Source organism: Caballeronia sp. GAWG1-1, from assembly GCF_023631465.1.
Lineage (GTDB): Bacteria > Pseudomonadota > Gammaproteobacteria > Burkholderiales > Burkholderiaceae > Caballeronia.
In genome coordinates this window covers 106,786-131,557 of record NZ_JALQDB010000029.1, presented here as the reverse complement: position 1 = coordinate 131,557, position 24,772 = coordinate 106,786, and the positions used below count along the sequence as shown (strand labels likewise).

Here is a 24,772-nt window from a genome sequence, read left to right as displayed (position 1 = left end):
GACTACGATAATGCGTGACTTAAACTTTCAACACCCGCCGCCACATAGCTCGGCTGGCGGGACGACCCATCCGCTCCATGCGCCGCTCGAGGCTCGTGGACTCACTTCGTGACATGGACATGGCTCCAGGCGATCCGATAGCGGAACAGCAGCCGAACGTGGGCGAAGCGTTCGATGTCGTCCTGAAGCCGCTCGCCCGCAACGGCATCGGCGAGAATCTGGCGGAGATTCGTATCGACGAAAATCTCTTCGCCATTGGCCGCGCGGAAGCACCGTTCGATACCAGCCCGCCCGAAGCCGTCGCCCAACTCTCGCGTCGTCATGCGCGTATCTTCATCGAGCATGGCCTCGTCTATATCGCCGATCTCGGCAGCAAGAACGGCACCGCCGTGAATGGCACACCCGTGCGCGAAATGCCCGTGCGCGTTCGTGCGGGCGATGAGATCGGGTTCGGCAACCGTCTCGCATACCGCGTGCAATTTGCACCGCGCAAGCGCCGCAACGTGGTCGTCAAGCCCTTGAGCATCACGCTCGTTCCGCAGCGCAACGACTTGAACTTGCAGCCCGTCGAATTGCTGCAATTCCCGTTTCTCGTGAGCAAGAGCGACGCTACGTTTGCGCGTCATCGAGAGCAGTATCCGCATCAGGTGAATTACGTATCGCGGCGGCATGCGCATGTGTTCGTCAAGGGCGCGGCGCCGTTCGTCGAAGACCTTGGCAGCACCAACGGCACCTTCGTGAATGGCGCGCGCCTAGGCGAGTCAGCAGTCGAACTGAAGAATGGCGACACGCTCGCCTTCGGAGGCACGCATTTCGTCTATGTCGTGCATCTGCATGGCGAAGAGAGCGAATCGACGCTCACGGAAATGGCTGCCTCGCATGCCGACAATAACTTCGACAGCGACAAGACGACCTTCGTCGGATCGGCGCACTCGTTCCTCGATATCTTTTGCGTCGATCAAGCTGCGGCGATCGAAGACGAAATCAATCTGGATTCGCAGCCTGTCCCCGCAAAAGAAGCCGCTCCTGAAAAGAAGCGGCGTGGCAAGACGGCGCTTTTCGTTTCCGAATTGCATTCGGCCTTCGCAGGCGATGACCGTCGTACAACGCGCCGCACGCGCATGATTGCAGCGAGTGTGCTGATCGCGATGCTCGCCGGTGGTGCGGCGCTCTTTTACAGCGGATCGAACGAACGTCAGGCGAAATCGCTGCTGGCGCAGGGCGACTATGCACAAGCTGCGAGTGTCACTAGCGACTATCTGCTCACGCATCCGCAAGACACGCAATTCGCCGCGATGAACACGGAAGCCGTGCTCAAGGGAAATGTTCCGCGCTGGCTGGCCGCGTTGCAACATGGCGACTTCGCGAACGCCGACGCCATCATCGCGCAGATGAAAGCCCTCGGTCAGAACAATCCCGATGTGCGCTCCATGATCGACGAGCTCGACTGGATAGGCAAACTGGAGAGCTTCGTGATGAGCCGCGGAGGTCCTGATGCGCCCATTCGCATGTATGACGATGAAGGGCGGATCGGCGCAATTCTGAAGCACTGGGAAGCGGATGCGTCGGGGCACCAACGCGATCTCGACCGGCTTGCGGGCTACGCGCCCGAGTTTCGCGAGCCGTATGCGCTTGCACTTAGTCATCTGCGCAAGCTGCAGAGCGACGACTCTGTCTACCTCGCGGCTATCGAGCGATTGAATGGGACCATCGTTAAAGGTCTTGCGCAAGACGATCTCGATTCCATCGACGGCGCGCTCAAGGATTATGCGGACAAATATCCGCGACTAGGCGGCCTCGATCGCGTGCGCGCCGATCTCAAGCGCTATGCGGATCTGCGCAGCGCGGCGAGCGGCACGAGCCTCGCACCGCTTGCCGCAACCATAAATACGGCGAATTTTTCGACGCCGCCTTTTCAGGAGCGGTATCAACAGATCAGTGCGGATGAACTGCCGCCACCTGAGGTGCTCAGACAATACGCTGCAATCGCCGATGCCTGGCGCGACGGCAAGACGCCGGATGCGTTGGACGGGTTGCAGAAATTGCCGCAAGGCTCATGGTCCGCGACTGCGCAAAAGGAACTCGCGCACAAGAAAGCCGTGGCCGCGCAATACGCAGATTTGCAGAAGGCGCGCGGCACGAAAGCTTATGACGAAGCGCTGCTGTCGTTCTACGAAACGCTCGATCTCGATAGCGACACGTGGTTCGCAAACAAGGTCGTGCCTGATGTCGCTTCGCTCCGGGACAAGGCTGCTGCGCGCGCGCAAAGCCTCATGTCGCAAGCACAGACGCTATGGAATCAGTATCGGACGAACGGTGGCATCGGCGGATCGCAACGGCTCGAATCGGGTGTGTCGGACACGTTCCGCAGTCAGGCGCGACTTCTCACCGATGCCGAGGATGCGGCCACACGCGGCATGCGCATCTTCCGGCAAGTGAAGGCCGACAACGGTAAGTGGGCGGCGCTTGCAAGCGAGATAGACAACGAGGCGATCCTGCAGCGCCGCTCGCTGCAGGATCTGCGCATGGTGCTCGAACCGCAGTTGCTCAAGACCAAGCTCGGCTTGATCGGTGCCAACACCATCACGACGGCAACCACGGGAGGCACGAGCGGTGAAGAAAGACGCGCACCTTAAACCTTTATCGGAAGCGCTGGTCGATCATGGCGCGGAAGGTATCGCCATACTCACGGCCGAGCCGCTGCGCCTGACGCAAGCCCTCATCTACACGATGGTCGCGCTGGTCGCGTCCGCGCTGGTCTGGTCGTTCGTGGGACATGCGGATGTCACCGTGGCCGCGCAAGGCACGCTCGCGCCGGAGTCCGAAGTGCGGCGCTTCTACGCGCCGATCGACGGCGAGCTTGCCGAGCTTTTCATCGCGGAAGGCCAGCCCGTACGCAAAGATGACGTCGTCGCGCGCCTCAATGCACGTGGTGCAATCGAAGCGGCGACCAATGCGCTCGAAGCGCAACTCAAGCTCGACGATGCGGAACGCGAATGGAAGCAGTTCCCCGAGAAGAAGCTGCTCATGCAGCGCAAGATCGTCGCGCTGAAGAATCAGATGGAAGTGGAAGAGCATCAGCATCAACAGCGCGTGAACGAAGGCACGAGCAAGCTCGCGGAAGGACAGAAGGCGCAATTGCAGGAACAACGCAGCGTGCTCGAAAACGCCCGCCGCGCACGCGATGCCGCGAAGACCGAACTCGACCGCTTCACGCGGCTCTTTGCCTTGCCGGGCGGCGGCGGGGTGTCGGAATCGCAAGTGGAAGTCAAACGCAACGCGTATCTCGAAGCCGATGGCGGATATCGCGTGGAACAGTCGAAACTCGCAGAACTGGATTTTCGTCTGAGCCATGAATTCACGCAGGCGAAGGCGCAACTCGAAACGAGCGGACAGGAATCGACCAATCTGCGCTTGCAATATGAATCCGCCATGCGCGAAGTGGCGAGCACGGAAGACAAGTTGCGTCTGCAACTACAGACCGCGCGGCTTGTGGCGGATGCTGCCGCGCGCATCAAGTTCGAAAATATCGACAAGGATAATTTCCTGCTAATACTCGCGCCGGTATCGGGCGTCGTCACCGATGTCACATCCACGCAGACCGGTGACAAGATTCAGGCAAACACGCCGTTGGGCGGCATTGCCCCCGCCAACGCCAGGCCCGTGTTAAAGATCGAAATTGCGGAACACGATCGTGCTTTTCTTCGCGAGGGACAGCACGTCAAGCTCAAATTCAACGCGTTTCCTTACCAACGCTATGGCGTGATCGACGGCACGCTCGCGTTCATCTCGCCCGCGACCAAGCCGAGCCCTGGCACGAAGCAGCCTGTCTACGAAGGACGCGTGACACTCGATCGCGACTTCTATCAGGTGGCCGACACGAAATATCCGCTGCGTTACGGCATGACCGCCACTGCCGAGATCGTCGTGCGCGAGCGCCGGCTCATCGACCTCGGGCTCGACCCCTTCCGCAATGTGGCGGGATAGGGAAGGAGGGTTACGCACGCGGAACCGGTCGGACATGCTGCGAGATGCATCCTCAAATCAACGGAGAACGACATGACGGCGATAGTGCGAATCGACGACGAAGTGGTCGATGTCGGCGAACTGATTAGGCTGTTGAAGCTCAACGGCCAGTTCGACGGCCTGCTGGAGCAACTGGTGCGCGACAAGCTGACCGTGCGCGCGGCGAAGAAGGCGGGCGTCAAGCTAAGCGACGATGAGATCCAAACGCGCGCCGACCAGTTCCGTCGTATTCGCGGGCTGCATCGCGCGGCCGACATGAACAACTATCTCGATGCGCTTTCCGTGAGTCTCGACGAATTCGAAGTGTTCATCACCGACACGCTGTATCAGGAAAAAATGCTTGAAAACATCGGTACGGAGCGCGAGGTCGAAGAATATTTTCAGCTCAATTCGCCGAAGTTCGACAGTATCGAAGTGAGCCACATTTTGCTCGATACCGAAGGCAGCGCGCGCGAGATGATCTCGTATCTCAACGACGACCCAGACAGCTTTGCGGACATGGCCCGCGAACATTCGCTCGCCGATACGCGCGAAGAAGGCGGCGTGATAGGCCGCGTGATGCGCGGGCAGCTCAAGCCGGAGATCGAAGCGAAGGTCTTCAATGCAGAAGCCGGTGATCTGCTCGGCCCGTTCATCTCCGCCGATGGCTCTTCCTATGAGATTTTCTCGGTTACGTCGAAGTATCCCGCGAAGCTCGATCAGGACGTTGCAGCCGAGATTCGCCGGCTATTACGCGAGGAATGGCTGGTGGCGCGCGCGCAGGAACATGTGATCGAAGCACGTTAAACCGAAACCAAGCCGAAACTACAACAGAGCGAACGATATGGACGCCCCTTCGAGCCTGGATGCGCCCGCCGACTTTCTCGCGACCGTGGAGATTCTTTCGCCGTTCACGCGCGAGGAGATCGCGCAACTCGCGGAACATGCTCAGTCGCGCCGCTTTGGCTTCGGTGAAACCGTGTGCAATGCGGGGGATTCCGCCGACGGGCTCTATGTCGTGAAGGCCGGTTCGGTGCGAATCTTTACTGAGGAGCACGGCAAGGAAATCAGCATGGGAGTGAAGAAGGCGAGCGAGACGTTCGCCGATATCGCCATGTTGCGCGAATATCGCCATGAATCGTCGGTGCGTTCTTCAGGCAAGACAGAACTGCTGTTCATCCCGCGCAATGCGATCGAGCCGATTATCGCAAGAAACCCGGCTGCGCTCGCGTTCGTCACGAGCTTCGTCGCGATCAGTTCGGCGGGCGGCTTCGTCGCGAAACTGTTCGATCTGCGCGGCAAATTGAACAAGGCCGAACTCGAGGAATGCGTGCGCAGCGTGGGCGTCAAGCGCGTCGGCGAAGGCAAGGAAATCTTCAGGCAAGACTCGCGCGACGACCGGCGCCTCTATGTCGTGCGGCAGGGCGAAGTGCGGATCGTGCGCGAAGACGGCAACGAAAAGCATGTGCTCGCCACGCTCGGGCCCGGTGAAATCTTCGGCGAGAAGGCGTGCGTGATGCGTCAGGAGCAGATGGCGTCGGCCATTGCGCTCACGGACACGCGCCTGCTCGTGATCCCTGAAAAGACGGTGCATTTCATCATCGAGCGCAATGTGAAGCTGCGCGAAGTGCTGGAAGAGCGCATTCGTTTCAGCGAGCGCGAACTGCAGCGTCAGAAGAAACTCGCCGAGCGTCGCAGACTGCCGTCGATGCTCGATCTCCACACCAAGCCCGAGACGGGCGAGCGCGTCATCAAGCGCTTTGCGTGGGTCGAGCAGGCCGAGGAAATGGACTGCGGCGCCGCGTGTCTTGCGATGATCTGCAAGCACTACGGCATCAACATGACGCTCGGCAAACTGCGCGAACTAGCGAACGTCACGACGCAAGGCGCAACGCTCGACAGTCTTGCGCGCGCCGGCGATGCGCTCGGCTTCACCACGCGCGGCGTGCAGTGCACGTTCGAGTCGCTACGCGGCTTCGAGATGCCGTTCATCGCGCATTGGGAGGGATATCACTACATCATCGTCTACGGTATTTCGAAAGACAACGTGTGGGTCGCGGACCCGGCCATCGGCTTCAAGAAGATGACCGTGGGCGAGTTCGAGCGCGGCTGGAGCGGCACATGTCTGCTCTTTTCTCCGGTGCAGGACATGGCGCGGCAAGCGGTATCGCGTTCGCCGTGGATTCGCTTCGTGGGGTATCTAAAGCCGTACAAGAAGGTCCTGCTGCATCTGTTTCTAGCGACCTTCGTGATTCAAGTGCTGGGCGTAATTCCGCCGCTCATCATCCAGAACATTCTCGATGGCGTGATCGTGCATCAGAACGTCAGCTTGCTGCATGTGCTGATAGGCGGGTTGATCATCTCGAACCTGTTCACTCAGCTCATGTCGACCATTCGTGCCTATCTTGCGAACTTCATGGTGCGCAACATGGACTTCGCGATGATGTCGCAGTTCTTCAGGCACACGTTCTCGCTGCCCTTCAGCTTTTTCGCCAAGCGCAAGACCGGCGACGTTTTCGCGCGCTTCCAGGAAAACCACACCATTCGCGCTTTTCTCACCGAATCCACGGTGACGACGGTACTCAATCTGCTGATGATCTTCATCTACTTCACGATCATGTTTCTCTACAACGTGAAGCTGACCTTGTTGCTGATTGCCTTCGTCATCCCGATGACGGCGCTTACCATCCTCGCCACGCCGCGCATCAAGCAGAATGCGCGCGAAGCGTTTTCTTCGGCTACAGACGCACGTTCGTTTCTCATGGAAGCCTTGGGCGGCGTCGAAACGGTGAAGGGGATGGGCATCGAGCGTGCGGTGCGGCTCAAGTGGGAAAAGAAGTACGCAAAGTCGCTCGAAGTGCAATACAAGTCGCAACGCTTCAATATCGGCGTAGGCTTGTGCAGCCAGTTGCTGAATGCAGGTACGACTATCGCCGTATTGTGGGTCGGAGCAAACCTCGTGCTTTCGCGCGAACTGAGCATTGGCCAGTTGATTGCGTTCAATGCTTTCATGGGTAGCGTGCTGTCGCCGCTCATGGGCCTCATCAACTTATGGAGTCTCGTGAACGATGCCGGCGTGGCAATGGAGCGTCTCGGCGATGTGCTCGACATAGACCCGGAGCAGAAACCTTCGGAGATGGAGCAGCGCGTGATGTTGCCCGACTTGCAGGGCGAAATCAGCTTTAACGGTGTGTATTTTCGCTATGGCGAAGGCGACACGCCTTACGTGCTGGAAAATATCAGCTTCGATATCAAGCCCGGCGAACTCATCGCGGTAGTCGGAAGAAGCGGTTCAGGCAAGACGACGCTTGCCAAGCTGCTCGTTGGTTTCTATGCGCCGAGCGAAGGCAAGATGACAGTGGACGGCTACGACCTGAGCGTCATCGACAAGGGCTTTTATCGCGCGCAGATTGGTTACGTCATGCAGAGCAACTTGCTGTTCTCGGGCACGATAGCGGAGAACATCGCGAGCGGCGAGGAGTCGCCGGATAGAAGGCGTATCGAGGAAGTGGCCAAGATGGCGGATGCGCATGCGTTCATCGTCAAGCTGCCGTTAGGGTATGAGCAGGTGGTGGGCGAACGTGGCGTGGGTTTGTCGGGTGGACAGATTCAGCGGCTCTGTATCGCGCGCGCGCTGTATCACGACCCACGTCTGCTGGTTTTCGACGAAGCCACGTCCGCGCTCGATACGCAGTCCGAGAGCAATATCCTCGGCAACATGCAGGAGATTCTCAAGGGACGCACCGCGGTCATCATCGCGCACAGGCTTTCCACCATCATGCGTGCCGACAAGATTCTGGTGCTGTATGAAGGCGGTATCGTGGAGCAGGGCAGGCATGATGAGCTGGTCGCAAGAAAGGGCATGTATTACCAACTCGTGCAGAAGCAACTGAGCGCAGCATGAAAATACTAGACCAACCGGAAAGCGACAGCGGCGTGCCCGCATCGGCCATATCGTATGCGGGCATCATCGAGAAGATCGAGATTTTGCGTTCCACCTTGCGATGGACATCGCGGCTGGAGCGGCCCGAGATAGAAAAGCTTCTGCGTCAGGCGAGTTCCTTGCGCGATGAGGTCATGCAGCTTTCGCACAAGGAGCGCTTCATTCAGGCCGCTGCTGCCGAACCTCGACGCGATATGTCACCGGGCTCGCGGCGTCAGGCCTTGATCGAACGCAGCTTCGTATTCGAAGGCACGTTCGGCGATAACCCGAAGCTGCTCGAAGCCCTGGAAATAGCGGAAAAAGCCGCGCCTACGGATCTTCCCGTGCTGATCGACGGCGAGAGCGGCACGGGCAAGGAGCTGATGGCCAAGGTCATTCATGCGAATGGCTCGCGCGCGGACAAGCCCTATATCTCCGTGAATTGCGGGGCCATTCCAGATAATCTGCTGGAATCCGAACTATTCGGGCATCGCAAGGGCGCGTTCACGGGCGCGACCAACGACCGCAAGGGCAAGTTCGAGAGCGCGCATACGGGCACCATATTCCTCGATGAAATTGGCGAGCTGCCGTTGGTTGGGCAGGTGAAGCTGTTGCGCGTGCTCGAAGCGCACGAGATTCAGCGCGTGGGTTCGGATGAAGCCATTTCGGTGGATGCGCGCATCGTCGCGGCGACGAATCGCAATCTGCGGCGCTTCTGCGATGAAGGTCGCTTTCGCGAAGACCTGTTTTATCGCTTGAGCGTGATTCATCTGACCTTGCCCGCGCTGCGTGAACGCCGCGACGAGATACCGCTCTTGCTGTCTTACTTCGGCGATGAAGCGGCGGCCACGCTCAAGCGCCGGCCCATCAAGATGTCCCCACGTTTAAGGGACTTCATGCGCAATTACGATTATCCCGGCAACATCCGCGAGTTGCGCAACATCATCTATCGCATCGCTTGTCTTGCAGGCGAGATGGCGGATATCGAGCATCTTCCGCTGGACATCCGGCCGAAGACATCGCTCTCGTTGGCGATGGGCGGTCCTGCCGCGAATGGCAACGGCATTGCGACGGCGAGTTCGCTGAGCGAAGCCAAGCGCGTTGCGAGTGACGAAGCGGAGCGCGCATTTCTGGAACGTGGGCTGCATGAAGTGGGCGGCACGGTGGCCGAACTTGCGCGGCGGTATGAGATGAACCGGTCGCATCTGCAGATGCTTTTAAAGAAACACGGGCTGCATTCGAAGGACTTCAGGCTTGCGGCGCAAAAGAGCAGGGAAGGACAGTAGCTTCAATGTAGCGATCGTCCGTGTTAGACTGTACATACAATTGTCAATACGGGTGATGCGTGCATTTCGAATGGGACGAAGCCAAGAACCAGACCAACATTCGGAAGCACGGCATTGATTTTCGAGACGCAGTAGACGTATTCAACCATCCGGTTCTGACCTGGTTGGATTCACGGGAGGACTACGGCGAGGAGCGCTGGATTGCGCTGGGCTGGATGAGCGCCACGGTGGGCGTCGTAGTGTATGTCGAGCGGTGCGCAGACGCGGTGCGAATCATCTCGGCGCGCAAGGCAACCAGACATGAGGCAAAGCGCTATGAGCAAAAAATCGGCAACTGACTGGAAGCGGCTCGAGCAGGCACGAGACGCTGATATCGACCTGACTGAAATCCCGGAGCTTGACGACACCTTCTTCGAACAGGCTCAACTGCATGTGCCGCCGAAGCAGGCCGTCACCATGCGGCTGGATGCAGACGTGCTCGAATGGTTTCGTGAGCAAGGGAAGGGGTATCAAACGCGCATCAATCGGCTTCTGCGCGCGTATATGCAGATGCATCAGCAGCGCCATTCGTAAGCGCTTACAGGCCAGGATTAACCTGCGTCCTATCCAAAGCCATCAAATCCTCCGCACGCGCGACGACAACCGAAATGTTGTCGCGCCCGCCGCGTTCCAGCGCAATCTCCAGCAGTCTCTGCGCCGCGAGCTCGCAACTGCTCAACGCAAGCTGCGCCTCCATCTCGTCCTCGCTCACTTCGTTCGAAAGACCATCGCTGCAAAGCAGGAACGTATCGCCATCGTGCAGCGTGATGGAATCTTCGTCGAGATCGAGGAAGTCGAGCGCGCCAACCGCACGCGTGATGAGATGCTGCGCCGGATGATGCAGCGCCTCTTCCGCCGTCAATTGTCCGCGCGCCTTCAGTTCTTCCACGTGACTGTGATCGCGCGTGAGTTGCCGCAGCCGCCCGCGCCGCAGTAGATAGATACGGCTGTCGCCCGCCCACAGATAGGCGCATACGCCGTCTCGCGCAGCCAGCAACACCACCGTGCTGCCGATTCGCGATACCTGCCGTCGCGCCGCTTCCGCACGCAAGCGCGCGTTGATATCGAGCAAATGCGCCCGTGCATCCGCCAGTGCGCTTTGTGCCGTCATGCTCGCCAAGCTCTCGATCACCATGCGGCTCGCCAGATCGCCGACTGCGTGACCGCCCATGCCGTCTGCGACGGCCCACAGGCCACGTTCGGGCGCATCGAGCAGCGCGTCTTCGTTGATCTGACGCACGAGGCCCGCGTCGGTGCGCGCAGCGGATGTCCATCGAAACTCGTTGCTGAAGGTCACGGCAACCTCCCAAGGTCCTGACTGGCGCGTCATGCGGTCGGCCGAGGCGCGCGGCCCCGGTCATTGTGCACCCAACCGCGGAGCTTATCCCGCGCGATTGCTGGACAGCGCGTTGGGACTGACGGTGAGCGTCGCGCCCGCGCCGGTGTTGTTCACATCGACGCTCTGATACTGGTTGACCATCTGACCGACGCTGATGTTGTTCGTGATGTCGTAGATGTTCACCACGCTGCTGCCGCCACCGCCTTGCTGACGGTCCGCGACATATGGCGTGATCCAGCCGAAGAGCCAAGGCGCGCCACCGCCGCCACTGATGGCCAACATCGCCGCGCGATCGAGTTCGCGGTCGTGATCCAGATCGGTGATGGTGATTGCGCTCATTGCGGCTCTCCTTGTTTGCTCGAATTCGATGCGGGCACTTATGCAAGGGCTATGCCGATTTGCATGCGCCTCCGCCATCGGCTTATTCGATGCGGCCTTCGCCCTATGTCGATGCCCGCGCCTTGCGCCATCAGTTGGACCGTCGCCAACAACCGCTGTTGGCAGACAACCGAACGACCAACACTACGAACCGAACGCGCACGGGCGCTCTATTGATGCTCTGGAGCCAACACATCGCCCTCCTAGACTGTTGGTTAATAATCACCAACCGCTATCGGGAATCGAACGTAAAACGGTGATTTTCTATATAAATCAAACATTTACGAAGACTGGCAAGAAACCTGCAAAAGACTCCGCAACAAGCCGCCGAACAGACACTTCGGCGCGACGAAACCAAAAATCGGAGCGAGCCATGTCGAACACCCAACCGTCCGGACCGAACGATACCCAAGCTGCCGCGTGCAGCCTGTCGTTCGATGACGAACCGGCCATAGGCGCCGAACTCATCACGCGCCGCTCGGGTTACGAACATCACGGACTCTATGCGGGCGACGGCCGGGTTATCCATTACGCGGGATTCGCCAAGTCGCTGCATCGCGGTCCGGTGGAAGAAGTCAGTCTCGCGCAATTCGCGGGCGGCCTTGACGTGACCATCCGCCAAAACCCGACCGCGTGCTTCGTCGGCCTGGAAGCAGTGCGCCGCGCCCGCAGACGGCTCGGTGAAGACCGGTATCGCTTGTTGACCAACAACTGCGAGCACTTCGTGACGTGGTGCCTGTTCGGCCAAAGCCAAAGCCGCCAGGTTCGCGCCTGCTTCGCCCATCCGCGCGTGGCGTGGCGCGCGATGACGGGATTGTTTCGCGCCTATGTCGCTGCCGATCGGCAACGCCGCCTGAACGCCGCTCTCGTCGCCTGAACGGCATGACCAGAAAGGAGACCATCATGCACACCATTCAAAACTCGCTGCACTGGGCCGTCGACAAATGGCTCGCCCCGAGCGCGGCGCATCCGGCACGCGTCGTGCGGCTGTGTCGCTCGCAGGTCACGGGCTCGCGCTACGTCTGCATCGAGGCGTGGCACGCGAACGGACCGCTTGCGATCATCTTCTTCCGGCACGACGACGGCACCTGGAACGTGTTTCCCCCGCAAGCAAGACGCCCGTCGATGAGCCCGCAACGGCTTGCCGCCTGATACAGCTAAAGCGCCCGAGCCGCGCGAAGTCCCGGCTTTGACACGATGATCGCGCTGCCGCTACTCTAGCGGCAGGTTTATCGGCCGTGAGCACAGGCAGCCATCGCTGTGGTAGTTTCACGTCCGAGAACCCGCCCGACCATTGAGGACTTTGCCGATGACCCAGCCCGACTCCACTTCCCCCGCCCGCGCGACGCCCGATTGCGAAGTCGGCGACAATCCGCTCGGCATCGCGGGGCTGGAGTTCGTCGAGTTTTCCAGCCCGGACCCGCAGGGCCTCGCCGCTTTATTCGAGCGGCTGGGCTTCGTGCCGGTCGCGCAGCATGTCAGCAAGGCGGTCACGCTGTTTCGTCAGGGCAGCATGAATTTCCTCCTGAACGCAGAGCCGGATTCCTTCGCGTCGCGCTTCGCCGAATCGCATGGTGTGGGCATTGCCGCCATCGGCATTCGCGTGGTGGACGCGGCGCTCGCTCACGAGCGCGCGGTCGAATTCGGCGCCTGGGATTTCGAAGGCGAGAAGATCGGCCCGAACGAGCTAGCCATTCCGGCCATTCAGGGTATTGGCGACTCGCACATTTATTTCGTCGATCACTGGCCAGGCAAGGATAGCGGCGTGTCCACGATCTACGACATCGATTTCCGGCCCATTGCCGGCGCGAAGGCCGAGCCAGGCGGCACCGGTCTCTTCGAAGTGGATCACTTCACGCAGACGGTTGGCGCGGGCCGCATCCGCGAATGGCTCGATTTCTACCGCGAAGTGCTGCACTTCTCGGAGATTCATCAGGTGCATCCGGACTGGCATGTGTCGCAGGACTCCGCGGTCACGGTTTCGCCGTGCGGCAACATCCGCATTCCGGTGTACGAGGAAGGCACGTATCGCACGGATCTTATGCAGCAGTATCTGCCCGATCACGAAGGTGAAGGCGTGCAGCATATCGCGCTGGCATCGCAAGACATCTTCGCTTCCGTCGATGCCCTCATGGCGCGCGGCATGCGCTTTCTGAATCCGCCGCCGCGTTACTACGATCAGATCGACGAACGCCTGCCCGGACACGGACTCGATATCGACAAGCTGCGTGCGCGCGGCATTCTCGTGGACGGCGAGATTCTGCCGGACGGCACGCCGCAACTCTTCCTGCAAACCTTCGCCGAGCGCGAACCGGGCGACATGTTCTTCGAGATCGTCGAGCGTCGCGGGCATCACGGCTTCGGCGAAGGCAATCTGAGCGCCATCGCGAAGGCACGCGGTTGAGCGTCAGGCGAACGTGCCCGCGCGCTCATTGCACGACGATCGTCCCCGTCATATGCGGATGCAGCGAGCAGAAGTACTTGTAAGTGCCGGGCTTGTCGAACACATGCGAGTAGCTTTGGCCGCTGTCGAGCGGGTCTGACTTGAATGACTTCGCTTCGTCCGCGACCGTATGCAGCATGTCGTCATGATTCACCCACGTCACCTTGGTGCCGACCGGCACGGTGACGCTCGGCTGGCTGAAAGCGAAATTGTCGATGCTGATGGTCGGCGTATTCATCGCCACCATCTGCTGCGCGGGTTCCTCCGCGCACGCCGAGGGAATGATGCCGACGAGTCCCTTGACGACGAGCGCAAGCGCGGCCTGACGCGCGACGCGTCCGGCAAGAGGACGCAATCTGGAGGGCGAGACATAGCTCGCGAGCGTGGCGACGTTCATGCCTTATCTCCTGCAAGCGGGGTATCGACGACGGCGAGATATTCGCGGCCCTGCACATGCGTGACTTCGCGCAGACCGAGCATGGAGCGCAGCTTGTCCGCGCCGACTTTCATCGGTCCGGGCCCCGATGCGGCGCCGGGCGCAGGCTGCGGAAACGCGGTGGACATGGCCGAATAGAAGCGCATGTCGCCTTCCACTTTTTGCGCTACCTGATGCACATGGCCGTTGAGCACCGTGACGGACCCGAAGCGTTTGAAGAGCGCGAGCGCTTGTGCGCTGTCGTCGGTGCCCCAGCCCCATTGCGGATAAAGCGCCCACAGCGGGATATGCGCGAACACGACGATCGGCGTGCTGCTCGAGCGTCCTTGCAGATCGGCCTTGAGCCAGGCGAGTTGCGCATCGCCGAGAAAGCCGAGACCGCCGCCCTTGAGGTCGATGACATTGGTCAGGCCGATGAAATGCACGCCGCTTTCGTCGAAGCTGTACCAGTGCCGGTCGCCGCTCCTGCCGTATTGCGCGGGAAGACGCGAGAAGAACGGGTTGCCGTCCTCGACCAGCACGTCATGCTCGCCCGGCACGTAGTGCACCTGCATGCCCGCCTTGCGGATGATCTGGTCGGCGGTATCGAATTCGGCGGGCTTCGACAGATGCGTGACGTCGCCGGTATGAATCATGAACGCGGGCTGCTTCGGCATGGCGCTTACGCGATTGATCGCTTCCTCCAGCGTGCTCGTCGGTTCCGTGTTCGGGTCCTTGCTGAAGCCAATGTGACTGTCGCTGATCTGCACGAAGCTGAACGAACTCGTCTTCTTCTCGGCCGCCTGCGCCGATGAAATGATGCTCGACACCGGCACGCCGCCGCTCACCGTCCACAGCACGCCCGCGCCGGCCCAGGCCATGCAGGACAATGCAGTGCGCCGGCGCTTGCCGTGGTCGTCGAGTTCCTGCGCGTCGGGCAGGTCTTTCGGGTCGTGTGTCATGCGCACTCCTTGAATACGAACAATGCGGCCGCGTTTCATGGTTTCCTGAAGCTCACGCGCATGGCGGCACGATGCATGGGCGTGAAGCCGGCGCGTTCATGTTCGAGTGCTGAAGCTGCGCGGCATCCGTCCATCGAACCGGCGAGAGCGTCGCGATATTCCCGATTCGTCTCGTCGATTTTATTTTTTCGATTACGCCGCTTCGGCGGGAATAAACCGCGCCCAGGGCGAGTACATGTGACGAGGGCGTTGCAAGGTAACGAAAACGTCGAACCCTGTTCCCAAGGAGACCCGCGCGATGTGGCCCAGGTCGAAAGCAGATAAGTCCGCGGAAAGCCGAACACAGGCGGCGGGCGTGGACGCGCGTTTCGAGGCGACATTCATGCCGCATCTCGATGCCGCGTACAACCTCGCGCGCTGGCTGTCCGGCAGTCCGAGCGACGCCGACGATGTCGTGCAGGAAGCCTATCTGCGCGCCTTTCGTTTCTTCAGCGGCTTCGAGGAGGGCGAGGAAGCGAACGCGCGTGCATGGCTCTTTGCCATCGTGCGCAATACGTGGTTCACGGAATGGCGCCGCCGCGTGCAGCTCGCCGACGCGACGCCCTACGACGAAGAAATCGCCGGGGAGCAAGCGCTGCCCGGCTGGTCCGAGGAAGCGGGCGTAGACCCGGAAACGCTTGCGGTACGCAAGGACGAGGTGCATATCGTGCATCGCGCACTCGAAACCTTGCCCATTCCGTTTCGTGAAGTGCTGGTCCTGAGAGAGCTGGAAGACATGAGTTACAAGGAAGTGGCCGCCGTGACGGGCGTGCCGATAGGAACGGTGATGTCACGGCTCGCGCGCGGCCGCAAGTTGCTGGCGCTCGCCGTGCACGCCGCGCAGGACAAACCGGGCATGCGGCTCGTGCGTCGCACGGGGCCGGGTCTTGAGGAGTCGGGCAATGGACAATAACGACACCGCCTCGCTCGCAACGAGGCTCATCGACGGCTCGCTGACTCATCGCGCGCCCGCGCATTTGCGTGCTCAGGTGCTTTCGCGCATCCGGGCCGAAGCGGAAGACGTCAAGGTGCGGGAACGCGCGCGCGAACGAAACCAGCAGGACGAGCAGGGCGAACGCTCGGCCCGTTCGTGGCGATGGTTCGCCACGCCCGTGCCGTTCTTCGGCGGCGCGTTCGCGGGCGGCACGCTGGCCGCGCTCGTGCTCGGCGCGATGCTGTGGTTTCAGGCCGTGCCGCATGGCGTGAGTGGTGCGGGCGATCCGCTCGCACAGGAGATCGTCGCGAGTCACGTGCGTTCACTGATGTCGGACCGGCCTATCGACGTGCTGTCGAGCGACAAGCATACGGTGAAGCCGTGGTTCAACGGACGTATCGACTATGCGCCGCCCGTCATCGATCCGGCCGGGCCGGGCTTCGCGCTGGTCGGCGGCAGGCTCGATTACGTCAATCATCGGCCGGTGGCGGTGGTGGTGTATCGCTATCTGAAGCATCCGATCGACGTGTACGTGTTTCCCTCGGGCAAGGGCGGCGCATCGCTCGACACGAAGGAAGGGGCGGCCGCCGTCACGCAATCCGACGACGGTTATGCGCTCGCACGCTGGAATCGCGACGGCATGACCTTCTGGGCCGTCACCGATGCCTCCGGCTCGGTCATGCGTCAGTTCGTGCAGGCTATCGAGGCAGGCTCGCCACGTTAAGCCGGGCCGCGATCAAACGAGCAATCGTGCGCAAGTTGCGCGCGGCGTTCCTTAGGGAAGCCGCGCGTTTTTTTTGCGGCACGCGCTGATGCGCTTACGCATCTGCAATCTACCTGACTAAGGGTTTATTCCATCCCGTCGCACATTACGTCGCGTCGGGAGTGCGCTAACGCTCGTGCTGTTCGGGTATGTCCGAATATGGTCTGATCCTTACAATTTTCTAATATCGATCACCGCATTCGTAAATTGCCGTTCGAGCGATGCACCGAAACGAACGAGCGGCGAGGGCATGCGCAAAGCCGACCTCATCACATAACGATTCAAGCGACGGAGACAGATATGGGCATGCACATGAAGCGCATCGCAGGTGCGCTCGCGTTCGGCGTCTTTGCATTGAGCGCGAGCCTCGCGCAGGCCGCGGACCCGATCAAGATCGGCGTGGACGGTCCCTTTACCGGCGGTTCGTCCTCGATGGGCGTCTCCATGCGCGACGGCGTGCGTCTCGCCACCGCCGAGATCAACAAGTCGGGCGGCGTGCTGGGACGGCAGATCGTGCTCGTGGAACGCGACGACGAAGCGAAGAACGAACGCGGCGTGCAGATCGCGCAGGAACTCATCAACAAGGAGAAAGTGGTCGCGGTCGTGGGCTATATCAACACGGGCGTGGCGCTCGCCTCGCAACGCTTCTTCCAGGAAGCGAAGATTCCGGTCTTCAACAACGTGGCGACGGGCACGGTCGTGACGAAGCAATTCGACGATCAGCCCGACAACTACGTATTCCGCAACGCCGCCGCCGACCGCATCCAGGCGCCGATGATCGTCGAGGAAGCCATCACCAAGCGCGGCTTCAAGAAGGTCGCCATTCTCGCGGATTCGACCAACTACGGTCAGCTCGGCCGCGAGGATCTGGAAAAGGCGCTGTCGGCCAAGGGCGTGAAGCCCGTCGCGGTCGAGAAGTTCAACATCAAGGACGTCGATATGACGGCCCAGTTGCTCAAGGCGAAGGAAGCGGGCGCGGAAGCGGTGCTGACTTACGGTATCGGGCCGGAACTCGCGCAGATCGCGAACGGCATGGCCAAGCTCGGCTGGAAGGTGCCGCTCATCGGCAGCTGGACGCTTTCGATGGCCAATTACATCGACAACGCGGGTAACAACGGCGAAGGCGCGCGCATGCCGCAGACCTTCATCCAGGAAGCCAACACGCCCAAGCGCAAAACCTTCATCGACGCTTACGTGAAGGAGTTCAAGCCGAAGAGCGATCGTATCGATTCGCCGGTGTCGGCGGCGCAAGGCTACGACTCGATCTATCTGCTCGCGGCGGCCATCAAGCAAGCCGGCTCGACCGATGGTCCGAAGGTGAAAGAAGCGCTGGAAAACCTCACGACGAAGGTCGAAGGCGTGGTCATGGTCTACGACAAGCCCTTCACCAAGACCGATCACGAAGCGATCAGTTCGAACGTTCCGGTGATCGGCGAAGTGAAGGCCGGCCGCGTGATCTACGCCTACGACGCGGACAAGAAAGGCGGCAGCACGCTTCGCACGAAGCAGACGACGGCGTCGAACTAACGCCGTGCCGCCGCTGTTGTCTCTCCAGGGCCCGGTCGCAGATCGGGCTCTTTTTCAATCGAGCATCCCCCGCCGCCCTGACGCCCGACGATGATCCTTCTCCAGCTCATATATAGCGGCATCGCGCTCGGCATGATCTACGCCGTCATCGCCTTCGGCTATCAACTGACGTTCGCCACTTCCGGCACGCTGAACTTCGGCCAGGGCGATGCTCTCATGCTCGGCGCGCTCGTCGGCCTCACGCTCGTTTCGGCGGGCGTGAACTACTGGCTCATGATCCCGCTCGTGTGTCTTTTCGGGCTCGTGCAGGGCGCGTCCGTGGAGCGCATCGGCGTGCGGCCCGCCATCAAGATCAAGTCGGAGTTCGGCTGGATCATGTCGACCATCGCGCTCGGCATCATCTTCAAGAACGTTGCGGAAAACGTCTGGGGCCGCGACGATCTGCGCTTTCCGTCGCCCTTGCCCGAAGCGCCGCTCAAGGTGTTTGGCGCAAACGTGTTGCCGATGGAACTGCTCGTGGTTGGCGGCGCACTCGTGATGATGCTCGCGGTGGAGTTCTTCAATCGCAAGACGATCTTCGGCAAGGCCGTGGTCGCCACCGCGAACGATCGCGATGCGGCCGCGCTGATGGGCATCAACACGGGGCTCGTCATCACGTTCTCGTATGCGTTGTCGTCGCTGACGGCGGCGTTCGCGGGCGTGCTGATCGCGCCGCTCACACTTACCGGCGCGACCATGGGCGCGGTGCTCGGCCTCAAGGCGTTCGCCGTCGCGATCATCGGCGGCTTGTCGAGCGGCATGGGCATCATCGTCGGCGGAATGATCCTGGGTATAGCGGAGACGACGACGGGCTTCTATATCTCGACCGGCTACAAGGACGTGCCGGGACTCGTGCTGTTGCTGATCGTGCTTGCGGTGAAGCCTGCGGGCCTCTTCGGCAAGACCGCGATCAAGAAAGTCTGAGGCCGCCTACATGAAAGCAAAGAACATAGTCGCGGCGCTCGCAGGACTCGCCGCAGTCGCGATCTTTCCGGTGGTATCGGGCAATCCGTATTACATCCACCTCGTCGAAACCATCATGATCTATGCGATCCTTCTGTTCGGGCTCGATATCGTGGTGGGTTACACGGGGCAAGTGTCGCTTGGCCATGCGGGGCTCTTCGGCGTGGGCGCTTATACGGCAGGCGTGCTTTTCATCAAGCTCGGCTTGCCGTTCTATCTGACCGCGCCGCTTGCCATCGTGGTGACGGCGGCTTTCGGCGCAATATTGGCGTTGCCCGCGTTGCGCGTGTCGGGTCCGTACCTCGCCATGGTGACGCTCGCGTTCGGCACCATCATCCAAATTCTTATCAACGAGATGGACTTCCTCACCAATGGTCCGATGGGTCTCAAGATTCCCAAGCCGACCATTGCCGGTCACAAGCTCGACGAAATCCAGTACTACTGGCTCGTGGCGGCACTGTTGGTGGTGTCGCTGATCGTGGTGCATCGCGTGCTCAAGTCGCATCTCGGGCGCGCCTTCGAAGCCTTGCGCGATAGCCCCATTGCGTCGGATTGCATGGGCGTGTCGGTGTATCGGCACAAGGTCTATGCGTTCGTCATCAGCGCGGGATTCGCGGGGCTCGCGGGCTGTCTCTACTCGTACTCCGAGCAGTACATCTCGCCGAACACGTATAACTTCGAGCTGACCATTCTGTTCCTGCTCGCCATCATCATGGGCGGGCGCAAGACACGCACGGGCGCGATCATCGGTTCGACGGTGATCGTGCTGTTGCCGAAGTTGCTCGACGACATCTCCAACTTCCGCGTCGTGGCAACCGCGCTTGCGGTGCTCGTCGTTGCGGGCGCGGCGCTCGCCCTGGCTCGCAAAACCACGACGCTGCAACGCGTGGCGATTCCCGTCATCGGTACAGCCGGTCTTGCGGCGTTTTCCTTCTGGATAGAAGCGCTCACCGACTGGCGTCTCACCATCTTCGGCCTAATGATTCTGCTCGTCGTGTATTACCTGCAAGATGGCATCGTCGGCTTCGTGCGCAAGACGCTCAATCTTGGCCGCGTGCGCGTGACGAAGGTCGACACGCAGGAACTGGCGATGCAGACCCAGCAGGACGACGCCGTCGCCGCCGTCACGACCGAAGGAGCAAGCACCATTCTCGACGTGCGCGGCGTGCTCATGCAGTTCAGCGGTCTAAAGGCGCTCAACGATGTGAACATGACGGTCAGGCGCGGTACCATCCATGGCCTGATCGGTCCGAACGGTTCGGGCAAGAGCACGATGATGAACGTGCTCACGGGCATCTACGTGCCGACCGCGGGTGCAATCGAGTATCGAGGCGAGTCGCTCGCGGGACGCACGTCGTCGAAGATCGCGCTGTCGGGCATCGCGCGGACCTTTCAGAACGTGCAGCTCTTCGGCGAGATGACGGCGCTGGAGAATGTGCTCGTCGGCCTGCATCACACCTTCCGTTCGAACTTCGCGGATGTGGGTTTGATGAGTGCGCGCTACAAGCGTGAAGAACGCGCGGCGCGCGAACGGGCGTTCAATATGCTGCGCTTCGTCGGACTCGAACATGCAGCGGCCGAGGAAGCGCGCAATCTTCCATACGGCAAGCAGCGTCTGCTTGAAATAGCCCGCGCGCTCGCGCTCGACCCGCAACTGCTGCTGCTCGATGAACCCGCTGCGGGCCTGACCGCGCCGGATATCCGCGAACTGGTCGCGATCATTCGCAAGGTGCGGCATCACGGCATTACCGTGGTGCTCATCGAGCATCATATGGATGTGGTCATGAGTGTTTGCGACACGGTTTCGGTGCTGGATTTCGGGCAGAAGATCGCGGAGGGCAAGCCCGCCGAAATACAGGCCAACGAGAAGGTGATCGAGGCTTACCTCGGCGGACAAGCGGCGGAAGCCGTATGAACGCAACGCGCCAATCACGCCAACCCGATCATCCGACGAAGCGACACGCGATGCTGACAATCAAGAATCTCCACGCAGGCTACGGCAAGGTCAAAGTGCTGCACGGCATCAGCCTGGATGTCCCGAAGGCGAAAGTCGTCACGCTGATAGGCTCGAACGGCGCGGGCAAGACGACGACCATGCGCGCCATCTCCGGCATGATCCGGCCGACGGAAGGCGAGATCACCATGGGCATCGGCAGCGACGCGAAGCGCATCGACGCCATGGATTCGCACAAGATCGCGCGCCTCGGCCTCGCTCATTCGCCGGAGGGAAGACGCGTTTTCGCGACCATGTCGGTCACGGACAATCTGCTGCTCGGCGCGTTTCCGCGCTTGACTTGGGCGCGTCCGAAAGGCGACGTGGCCGCCGATCTCGAACGCGCCATCGAACTGTTTCCGCGCCTGAAGGAGCGCCGCAATCAGCTGGCGGGCACGCTTTCGGGCGGGGAACAGCAAATGCTCGCGATGGCCCGCGCCATCATGCTGAACCCCGACCTCGTGTTGCTCGATGAACCTTCGATGGGCCTTGCGCCCATTCTCGTCGATGAAGTCTTCCGCATCATCGCGCGCCTGAAAGACGAGGGCGTGACCATGCTGCTCGTCGAACAGTTCGCCGCCGCGGCGCTCAACGTGGCGGACTACGGCTACGTGCTCGAGAACGGCCGCGTCGCCACGCACGGCCCCGCCGAGCAATTGAAAAACGATCCTTCGGTCAAGGCGGCCTATCTCGGCGCGAGCCATTAAAGAACCGCGGGCAGGCAAGTCGCACTATCATGGAGGCGTCGCGCGCACCGTTGCGCGCTCATCTTCGAAGGAGCGTCGCCATGATCAGCGGCAAGACCACCGTAATTGCCCATCTCGGCTTTCCGACCGAAGCGTTCAAGGCGCCGATGATCTACAACCCCTGGTTCGACAAACAGGGCATCGATGCCGTGGTCGTCCCCATGGGCGTGAAACCGGAAGATTACGTCGCTTTCGTGCCGCAGTTGTTCAAGCTGACCAACCTGCGCGGCGCGCTCGTCACCATGCCGCACAAGATCACGACCGTCGGCCTGATGGACGAAGTGAGCCCCACCGCGCGCATTGCGGGCGCATGCAACGCCATCCTCAAACGCGAAGACGGCACGCTGCTCGGCGACCAGTTCGATGGCGCCGGCTTCGTGCGCGGCGTCGAACGCAAGGGCCGCGCGTTGAAGGGTGCGCGCGTTCTGGTGCTGGGCAGCGGCGGCGTGGGCTCGCCGATTGCGGCTTCTCTCGCGGCGGCGGGCGTGGCGGAACTCGCCATCTTCGACACCAACACCGCTTCGGTCGAAGGGCTCGCCGGGCGTTTGCGCGATCACTATCCGGAACTCATCGTGCGTACGGACACGAGAGATCCTGCAGGCTTCGATGTCATCGTCAACGCAACGCCGCTCGGCATGAAGGAGAGCGATCCGTTGCCGTTCGATATCGATCGCATCGCGCCCACGACCTTTGTCGGCGAAGTGGTGATGAAGTCGGAGTACACGCCGCTCTTGCGCGCGGCCAAGGACAAGGGCTGCTCGGTGCAGGTCGGCACCGACATGCTGTTCGAGATGATCCCGGCGTACCTGGAATTCTTCGGCTATGGCACGGCGACCGCCGACGAATTGCGTGCCGTCGCCCAGATCAAGTACGCTTAGACGCAGAAGACGAGCGAGCGCGCGCGAACACTGACGCGCGCCGGGAAAGACACAAGCGAGGAGACGCCATGACCGCCAGCAGCGCACCGACACGCCATCCGTTTCCCTCGTCCACGCGGCTCGTCGAGCGCGGCAAGATCGTAACCGCGCGCGAGGCCGTGCGCCTGATTCATGCGGGCGACACCATCGCGACGAGCGGCTTTGTCGGTATCGGCTTCGCGGAGGAAGTGGCGATTGCGCTCGAAGCGCGCTTTCTCGAAGATCACGCCGAGGGCAGCGAACCGGTTGCCGATCTCACGCTCGTGTATGCGGCAGGTCAGGGCGATGGCCGTGGCAAGGGCCTCAATCATCTCGCGCACGAAGGGCTCGTCAAGCGCGTGATCGGCGGTCACTGGGGACTCGTGCCGGGGTTGCAGAAGCTCGCCATCGATAACCGCATCGAAGCTTACAATCTGCCGCAGGGCGTGATTTCACAGCTCTTTCGCGATATTGCCGCGCATCGGCCGGGGCAACTCTCCACGGTCGGCCTCGGCACTTTCGTCGATCCGCGCAATGGCGGCGGCAAGCTCAACGCGCGCACAACGGAAGATATCGTGCGCGTCATGTCGATCGACGGCGCGGAGTATCTGTATTACAAGACCTTCCCGATCGATGTCGCCATCGTGCGCGGCACCACCGCCGATCTCAACGGCAACGTCACGATGGAAAAGGAAGCGCTCACGCTCGAAGCGCTCAGCATTGCGATGGCCGCGCGCAACTCTGGCGGTATCGTGATCGCACAGGTCGAGCGGCTCGCGGAGTCCAATACGCTCAACTCGCGGCAAGTGAAGATTCCCGGCGTCATGGTCGATTGCGTGGTGGTGGCGAGTTCCGACAATCACTGGCAGACCTTCGGCGAGCCTTATAGCGCGGCTTATTCGAGCGAACTGCGGGTTGCGGCAAGTTCGGTTGCACCCATGGCGCTGACCGAGCGCAAGATCATCGCGCGGCGCGCCGCGTTCGAATTGATGGCCAATAGCGTGGTGAATCTCGGCATCGGCATGCCGGAGGGCATTGCAAGCGTGGCGAACGAAGAGCAGGTCATCGACCTCTTCACGATGACGACCGAACCCGGCGTCATCGGCGGCATTCCCGCAGGCGGACTCAATTTCGGCGCGGCGACCAATACGCAGGCAATCATCGATCAGCCGTATCAATTCGACTTCTACGATGGCGGCGGACTCGATATCGCCTTCCTCGGCCTTGCGCAGGCGGACCGCGACGGCAATCTGAACGTGAGCAAGTTCGGGCCGAAACTCGCGGGCGCGGGCGGCTTCATCAACATCAGCCAGGCGGCGAAGAAAGTCGTGTTCGTCGGCACGTTCAACGCAGGCAAGCTCGATGTCGGCTTGGAAGACGGCAAGCTCGTGATTCGCCGCGAAGGCGATTGCCGCAAGTTCGTCGATGCCGTGGAGCATCGCACGTTCAGCGGCCGGTATGCGTTCGAGCGCGGGCAGACGGTGCTGTATATCACCGAGCGCTGCGTGTTCGAATTGACGCAAGACGGGCTCGCGCTGATCGAAGTGGCGCCCGGTGTAGATATCGAGCGGGACATCGTCGCGCAGATGGGTTTTGCGCCGGTGATCGACGCGCCGCCGCGCCTCATGGACGAACGCATTTTTCGCGATACGCCCATGGGATTGCGCGACACGCTGCTCGGTTTGAACCTCGCGGAGCGCTTCAGCTACGACGCGCGCAAGAACCTGTTCTTCATCAATTTCGAAGGGCACGAAGTGAAGAATCTTGGCGATGTCGAAGCTATTCGCCGCGAAGTTGCCAAGCAACTAGCGAACGCAAAGGTGCGCCCACATGCCATTGTCAACTACGACAATTTCTCGATTTGCCCCGATATGCTCGATGCCTATTCGGAGATGGTGACGAAACTCGTGGGCGACCACTACGACGGCGTCACGCGCTATACCACGAGCAGTTTCCTGCGCATGAAACTCGGCGATGCGCTCAAGCGTCGCGGCGTCGCGCCTTATATCTACGAAAGCGCCGAGGAAGCGCGCGATCACGAGAGCCGCCAGGCTTGAAGCGGTTATTAGCTTATATCGTCTCG

22 protein-coding genes are annotated in these 24,772 nt (G+C 61.1%); 18 read left to right on the top strand and 4 right to left on the bottom strand.

Features of this window, described 5'->3' with window-relative positions; all coding sequences use genetic code 11:
- Nucleotides 1-119: 119 nt before the first annotated feature.
- The 7 genes from NCT03_RS18615 (at nucleotide 120) to NCT03_RS18585 (ending at nucleotide 9,786) form a co-directional block, all read left to right on the top strand.
- Nucleotides 120-2,636 (top strand): FHA domain-containing protein, encoded by a 2,517-nt coding sequence (locus NCT03_RS18615; RefSeq protein WP_250493645.1) that lies wholly within the window; start codon nucleotides 120-122, stop codon nucleotides 2,634-2,636.
- The gene (locus tag NCT03_RS18610) at nucleotides 2,614-3,987 is read left to right on the top strand and encodes a beta-barrel domain-containing protein (protein ID WP_244829623.1); all 1,374 of its coding nucleotides are present in this window, start codon (nucleotides 2,614-2,616) and stop codon (nucleotides 3,985-3,987) included. Before NCT03_RS18615 ends, NCT03_RS18610 begins: the two co-directional genes overlap by 23 nt.
- Before the next feature lie 72 nt (nucleotides 3,988-4,059).
- A complete protein-coding gene (locus NCT03_RS18605; protein ID WP_250467109.1) occupies nucleotides 4,060-4,812 on the top strand; it encodes a peptidylprolyl isomerase in 753 nt (250 codons plus the stop codon).
- A gap of 37 nt (nucleotides 4,813-4,849) precedes the next feature.
- Nucleotides 4,850-7,909, top strand: a complete 3,060-nt coding sequence (locus NCT03_RS18600) for a peptidase domain-containing ABC transporter (protein ID WP_250493430.1) — start codon at nucleotides 4,850-4,852, stop codon at nucleotides 7,907-7,909.
- A complete protein-coding gene (locus NCT03_RS18595; RefSeq protein WP_250493429.1) occupies nucleotides 7,906-9,213 on the top strand; it encodes a sigma-54 interaction domain-containing protein in 1,308 nt (435 codons plus the stop codon). The genes NCT03_RS18600 and NCT03_RS18595 overlap by 4 nt, the downstream gene beginning before the upstream one ends.
- A 59-nt stretch (nucleotides 9,214-9,272) precedes the next feature.
- Entirely contained in the window at nucleotides 9,273-9,551 is a 279-nt protein-coding gene (locus tag NCT03_RS18590) for a BrnT family toxin (RefSeq protein ID WP_250467103.1), read from the top strand.
- Entirely contained in the window at nucleotides 9,529-9,786 is a 258-nt protein-coding gene (locus NCT03_RS18585; RefSeq protein WP_250467102.1) for a BrnA antitoxin family protein, read from the top strand. The genes NCT03_RS18590 and NCT03_RS18585 overlap by 23 nt, the downstream gene beginning before the upstream one ends.
- Nucleotides 9,787-9,790: 4 nt before the next feature.
- On the opposite strand, the gene NCT03_RS18580 is transcribed toward NCT03_RS18585, so the two are convergent.
- Nucleotides 9,791-10,549, bottom strand: a complete 759-nt coding sequence (locus NCT03_RS18580) for a PP2C family protein-serine/threonine phosphatase (RefSeq protein ID WP_250493428.1) — start codon at nucleotides 10,547-10,549, stop codon at nucleotides 9,791-9,793.
- Between the two features lie 84 nt (nucleotides 10,550-10,633).
- Nucleotides 10,634-10,930, bottom strand: a complete 297-nt coding sequence (locus tag NCT03_RS18575; RefSeq protein WP_244829628.1) for a hypothetical protein — start codon at nucleotides 10,928-10,930, stop codon at nucleotides 10,634-10,636.
- Nucleotides 10,931-11,342: 412 nt separating this feature from the next.
- Here NCT03_RS18575 and NCT03_RS18570 point away from each other — a divergent pair, with 412 nt between their 5' ends.
- The 3 genes from NCT03_RS18570 to NCT03_RS18560 all read left to right on the top strand — a co-directional run bounded on the left by NCT03_RS18570 (nucleotide 11,343) and on the right by NCT03_RS18560 (nucleotide 13,373).
- Nucleotides 11,343-11,846: a lecithin retinol acyltransferase family protein gene (locus NCT03_RS18570; RefSeq protein ID WP_250493427.1), complete on the top strand. Its 504-nt coding sequence runs from the start codon at nucleotides 11,343-11,345 to the stop codon at nucleotides 11,844-11,846.
- A gap of 26 nt (nucleotides 11,847-11,872) precedes the next feature.
- The gene (locus tag NCT03_RS18565; protein WP_244829630.1) at nucleotides 11,873-12,121 is read left to right on the top strand and encodes a hypothetical protein; all 249 of its coding nucleotides are present in this window, start codon (nucleotides 11,873-11,875) and stop codon (nucleotides 12,119-12,121) included.
- Nucleotides 12,122-12,278: 157 nt separating this feature from the next.
- Nucleotides 12,279-13,373: a 4-hydroxyphenylpyruvate dioxygenase family protein gene (locus NCT03_RS18560; protein ID WP_250467096.1), complete on the top strand. Its 1,095-nt coding sequence runs from the start codon at nucleotides 12,279-12,281 to the stop codon at nucleotides 13,371-13,373.
- A 25-nt stretch (nucleotides 13,374-13,398) separates the two neighbouring features.
- Here NCT03_RS18560 and NCT03_RS18555 read toward each other — a convergent pair whose 3' ends face one another.
- The gene (locus NCT03_RS18555) at nucleotides 13,399-13,809 is read right to left on the bottom strand and encodes a cupredoxin domain-containing protein (protein ID WP_250493426.1); all 411 of its coding nucleotides are present in this window, start codon (nucleotides 13,807-13,809) and stop codon (nucleotides 13,399-13,401) included.
- Nucleotides 13,806-14,789 carry a metallophosphoesterase family protein gene (locus NCT03_RS18550; protein WP_250467092.1) on the bottom strand — a complete coding sequence of 328 codons (984 nt, stop codon included), beginning with the start codon at nucleotides 14,787-14,789 and terminating at the stop codon, nucleotides 13,806-13,808. The genes NCT03_RS18555 and NCT03_RS18550 overlap by 4 nt, the downstream gene beginning before the upstream one ends.
- A gap of 298 nt (nucleotides 14,790-15,087) precedes the next feature.
- Between NCT03_RS18550 and NCT03_RS18545 the strand changes: the two genes are divergently transcribed.
- The 8 genes from NCT03_RS18545 to NCT03_RS18510 all read left to right on the top strand — a co-directional run bounded on the left by NCT03_RS18545 (nucleotide 15,088) and on the right by NCT03_RS18510 (nucleotide 24,746).
- On the top strand, nucleotides 15,088-15,741 hold the full coding sequence (locus NCT03_RS18545) for an RNA polymerase sigma factor (RefSeq protein WP_250493425.1): 654 nt from the start codon (nucleotides 15,088-15,090) through the stop codon (nucleotides 15,739-15,741).
- A complete protein-coding gene (locus NCT03_RS18540; RefSeq protein ID WP_250493424.1) occupies nucleotides 15,731-16,486 on the top strand; it encodes an anti-sigma factor family protein in 756 nt (251 codons plus the stop codon). The genes NCT03_RS18545 and NCT03_RS18540 overlap by 11 nt, the downstream gene beginning before the upstream one ends.
- A gap of 345 nt (nucleotides 16,487-16,831) precedes the next feature.
- Nucleotides 16,832-18,052, top strand: coding sequence for an ABC transporter substrate-binding protein (locus NCT03_RS18535; protein ID WP_370652209.1), 1,221 nt, complete (start codon nucleotides 16,832-16,834; stop codon nucleotides 18,050-18,052).
- 90 nt (nucleotides 18,053-18,142) lie between these two features.
- Nucleotides 18,143-19,015, top strand: a complete 873-nt coding sequence (locus tag NCT03_RS18530) for a branched-chain amino acid ABC transporter permease (RefSeq protein ID WP_250493423.1) — start codon at nucleotides 18,143-18,145, stop codon at nucleotides 19,013-19,015.
- A 10-nt stretch (nucleotides 19,016-19,025) separates the two neighbouring features.
- Nucleotides 19,026-20,969 (top strand): branched-chain amino acid ABC transporter ATP-binding protein/permease, encoded by a 1,944-nt coding sequence (locus NCT03_RS18525; protein ID WP_244829641.1) that lies wholly within the window; start codon nucleotides 19,026-19,028, stop codon nucleotides 20,967-20,969.
- Between the two features lie 50 nt (nucleotides 20,970-21,019).
- Entirely contained in the window at nucleotides 21,020-21,754 is a 735-nt protein-coding gene (locus tag NCT03_RS18520) for an ABC transporter ATP-binding protein (RefSeq protein WP_250467084.1), read from the top strand.
- Nucleotides 21,755-21,834: 80 nt separating this feature from the next.
- Nucleotides 21,835-22,671 (top strand): shikimate dehydrogenase family protein, encoded by an 837-nt coding sequence (locus NCT03_RS18515; RefSeq protein ID WP_244829643.1) that lies wholly within the window; start codon nucleotides 21,835-21,837, stop codon nucleotides 22,669-22,671.
- A gap of 68 nt (nucleotides 22,672-22,739) precedes the next feature.
- A complete protein-coding gene (locus NCT03_RS18510; protein ID WP_250493422.1) occupies nucleotides 22,740-24,746 on the top strand; it encodes an acyl CoA:acetate/3-ketoacid CoA transferase in 2,007 nt (668 codons plus the stop codon).
- The last annotated feature ends 26 nt before the right edge of the window (nucleotides 24,747-24,772 follow it).

Excerpts from the sequence above, each read along its gene's own strand:
- NCT03_RS18520 (WP_250467084.1), top strand. The coding sequence starts at position 21,020 with ATGCTGACAATCAAGAATCTCCACGCAGGCTACGGCAAGGTCAAAGTG.
- NCT03_RS18545 (WP_250493425.1), top strand. The coding sequence starts at position 15,088 with ATGTGGCCCAGGTCGAAAGCAGATAAGTCCGCGGAAAGCCGAACACAG.
- NCT03_RS18535 (WP_370652209.1), top strand. The coding sequence starts at position 16,832 with ATGCACATGAAGCGCATCGCAGGTGCGCTCGCGTTCGGCGTCTTTGCA.
- NCT03_RS18575 (WP_244829628.1), bottom strand. The coding sequence starts at position 10,930 with ATGAGCGCAATCACCATCACCGATCTGGATCACGACCGCGAACTCGAT.
- NCT03_RS18555 (WP_250493426.1), bottom strand. The coding sequence starts at position 13,809 with ATGAACGTCGCCACGCTCGCGAGCTATGTCTCGCCCTCCAGATTGCGT.
- NCT03_RS18560 (WP_250467096.1), top strand. The coding sequence starts at position 12,279 with ATGACCCAGCCCGACTCCACTTCCCCCGCCCGCGCGACGCCCGATTGC.
- NCT03_RS18530 (WP_250493423.1), top strand. The coding sequence starts at position 18,143 with ATGATCCTTCTCCAGCTCATATATAGCGGCATCGCGCTCGGCATGATC.
- NCT03_RS18600 (WP_250493430.1), top strand. The coding sequence starts at position 4,850 with ATGGACGCCCCTTCGAGCCTGGATGCGCCCGCCGACTTTCTCGCGACC.
- NCT03_RS18605 (WP_250467109.1), top strand. The coding sequence starts at position 4,060 with ATGACGGCGATAGTGCGAATCGACGACGAAGTGGTCGATGTCGGCGAA.
- NCT03_RS18615 (WP_250493645.1), top strand. The coding sequence starts at position 120 with ATGGCTCCAGGCGATCCGATAGCGGAACAGCAGCCGAACGTGGGCGAA.
- NCT03_RS18510 (WP_250493422.1), top strand. The coding sequence starts at position 22,740 with ATGACCGCCAGCAGCGCACCGACACGCCATCCGTTTCCCTCGTCCACG.
- NCT03_RS18550 (WP_250467092.1), bottom strand. The coding sequence starts at position 14,789 with ATGACACACGACCCGAAAGACCTGCCCGACGCGCAGGAACTCGACGAC.
- NCT03_RS18585 (WP_250467102.1), top strand. The coding sequence starts at position 9,529 with ATGAGCAAAAAATCGGCAACTGACTGGAAGCGGCTCGAGCAGGCACGA.
- NCT03_RS18595 (WP_250493429.1), top strand. The coding sequence starts at position 7,906 with ATGAAAATACTAGACCAACCGGAAAGCGACAGCGGCGTGCCCGCATCG.
- NCT03_RS18540 (WP_250493424.1), top strand. The coding sequence starts at position 15,731 with ATGGACAATAACGACACCGCCTCGCTCGCAACGAGGCTCATCGACGGC.
- NCT03_RS18515 (WP_244829643.1), top strand. The coding sequence starts at position 21,835 with ATGATCAGCGGCAAGACCACCGTAATTGCCCATCTCGGCTTTCCGACC.
- NCT03_RS18565 (WP_244829630.1), top strand. The coding sequence starts at position 11,873 with ATGCACACCATTCAAAACTCGCTGCACTGGGCCGTCGACAAATGGCTC.
- NCT03_RS18570 (WP_250493427.1), top strand. The coding sequence starts at position 11,343 with ATGTCGAACACCCAACCGTCCGGACCGAACGATACCCAAGCTGCCGCG.
- NCT03_RS18525 (WP_244829641.1), top strand. The coding sequence starts at position 19,026 with ATGAAAGCAAAGAACATAGTCGCGGCGCTCGCAGGACTCGCCGCAGTC.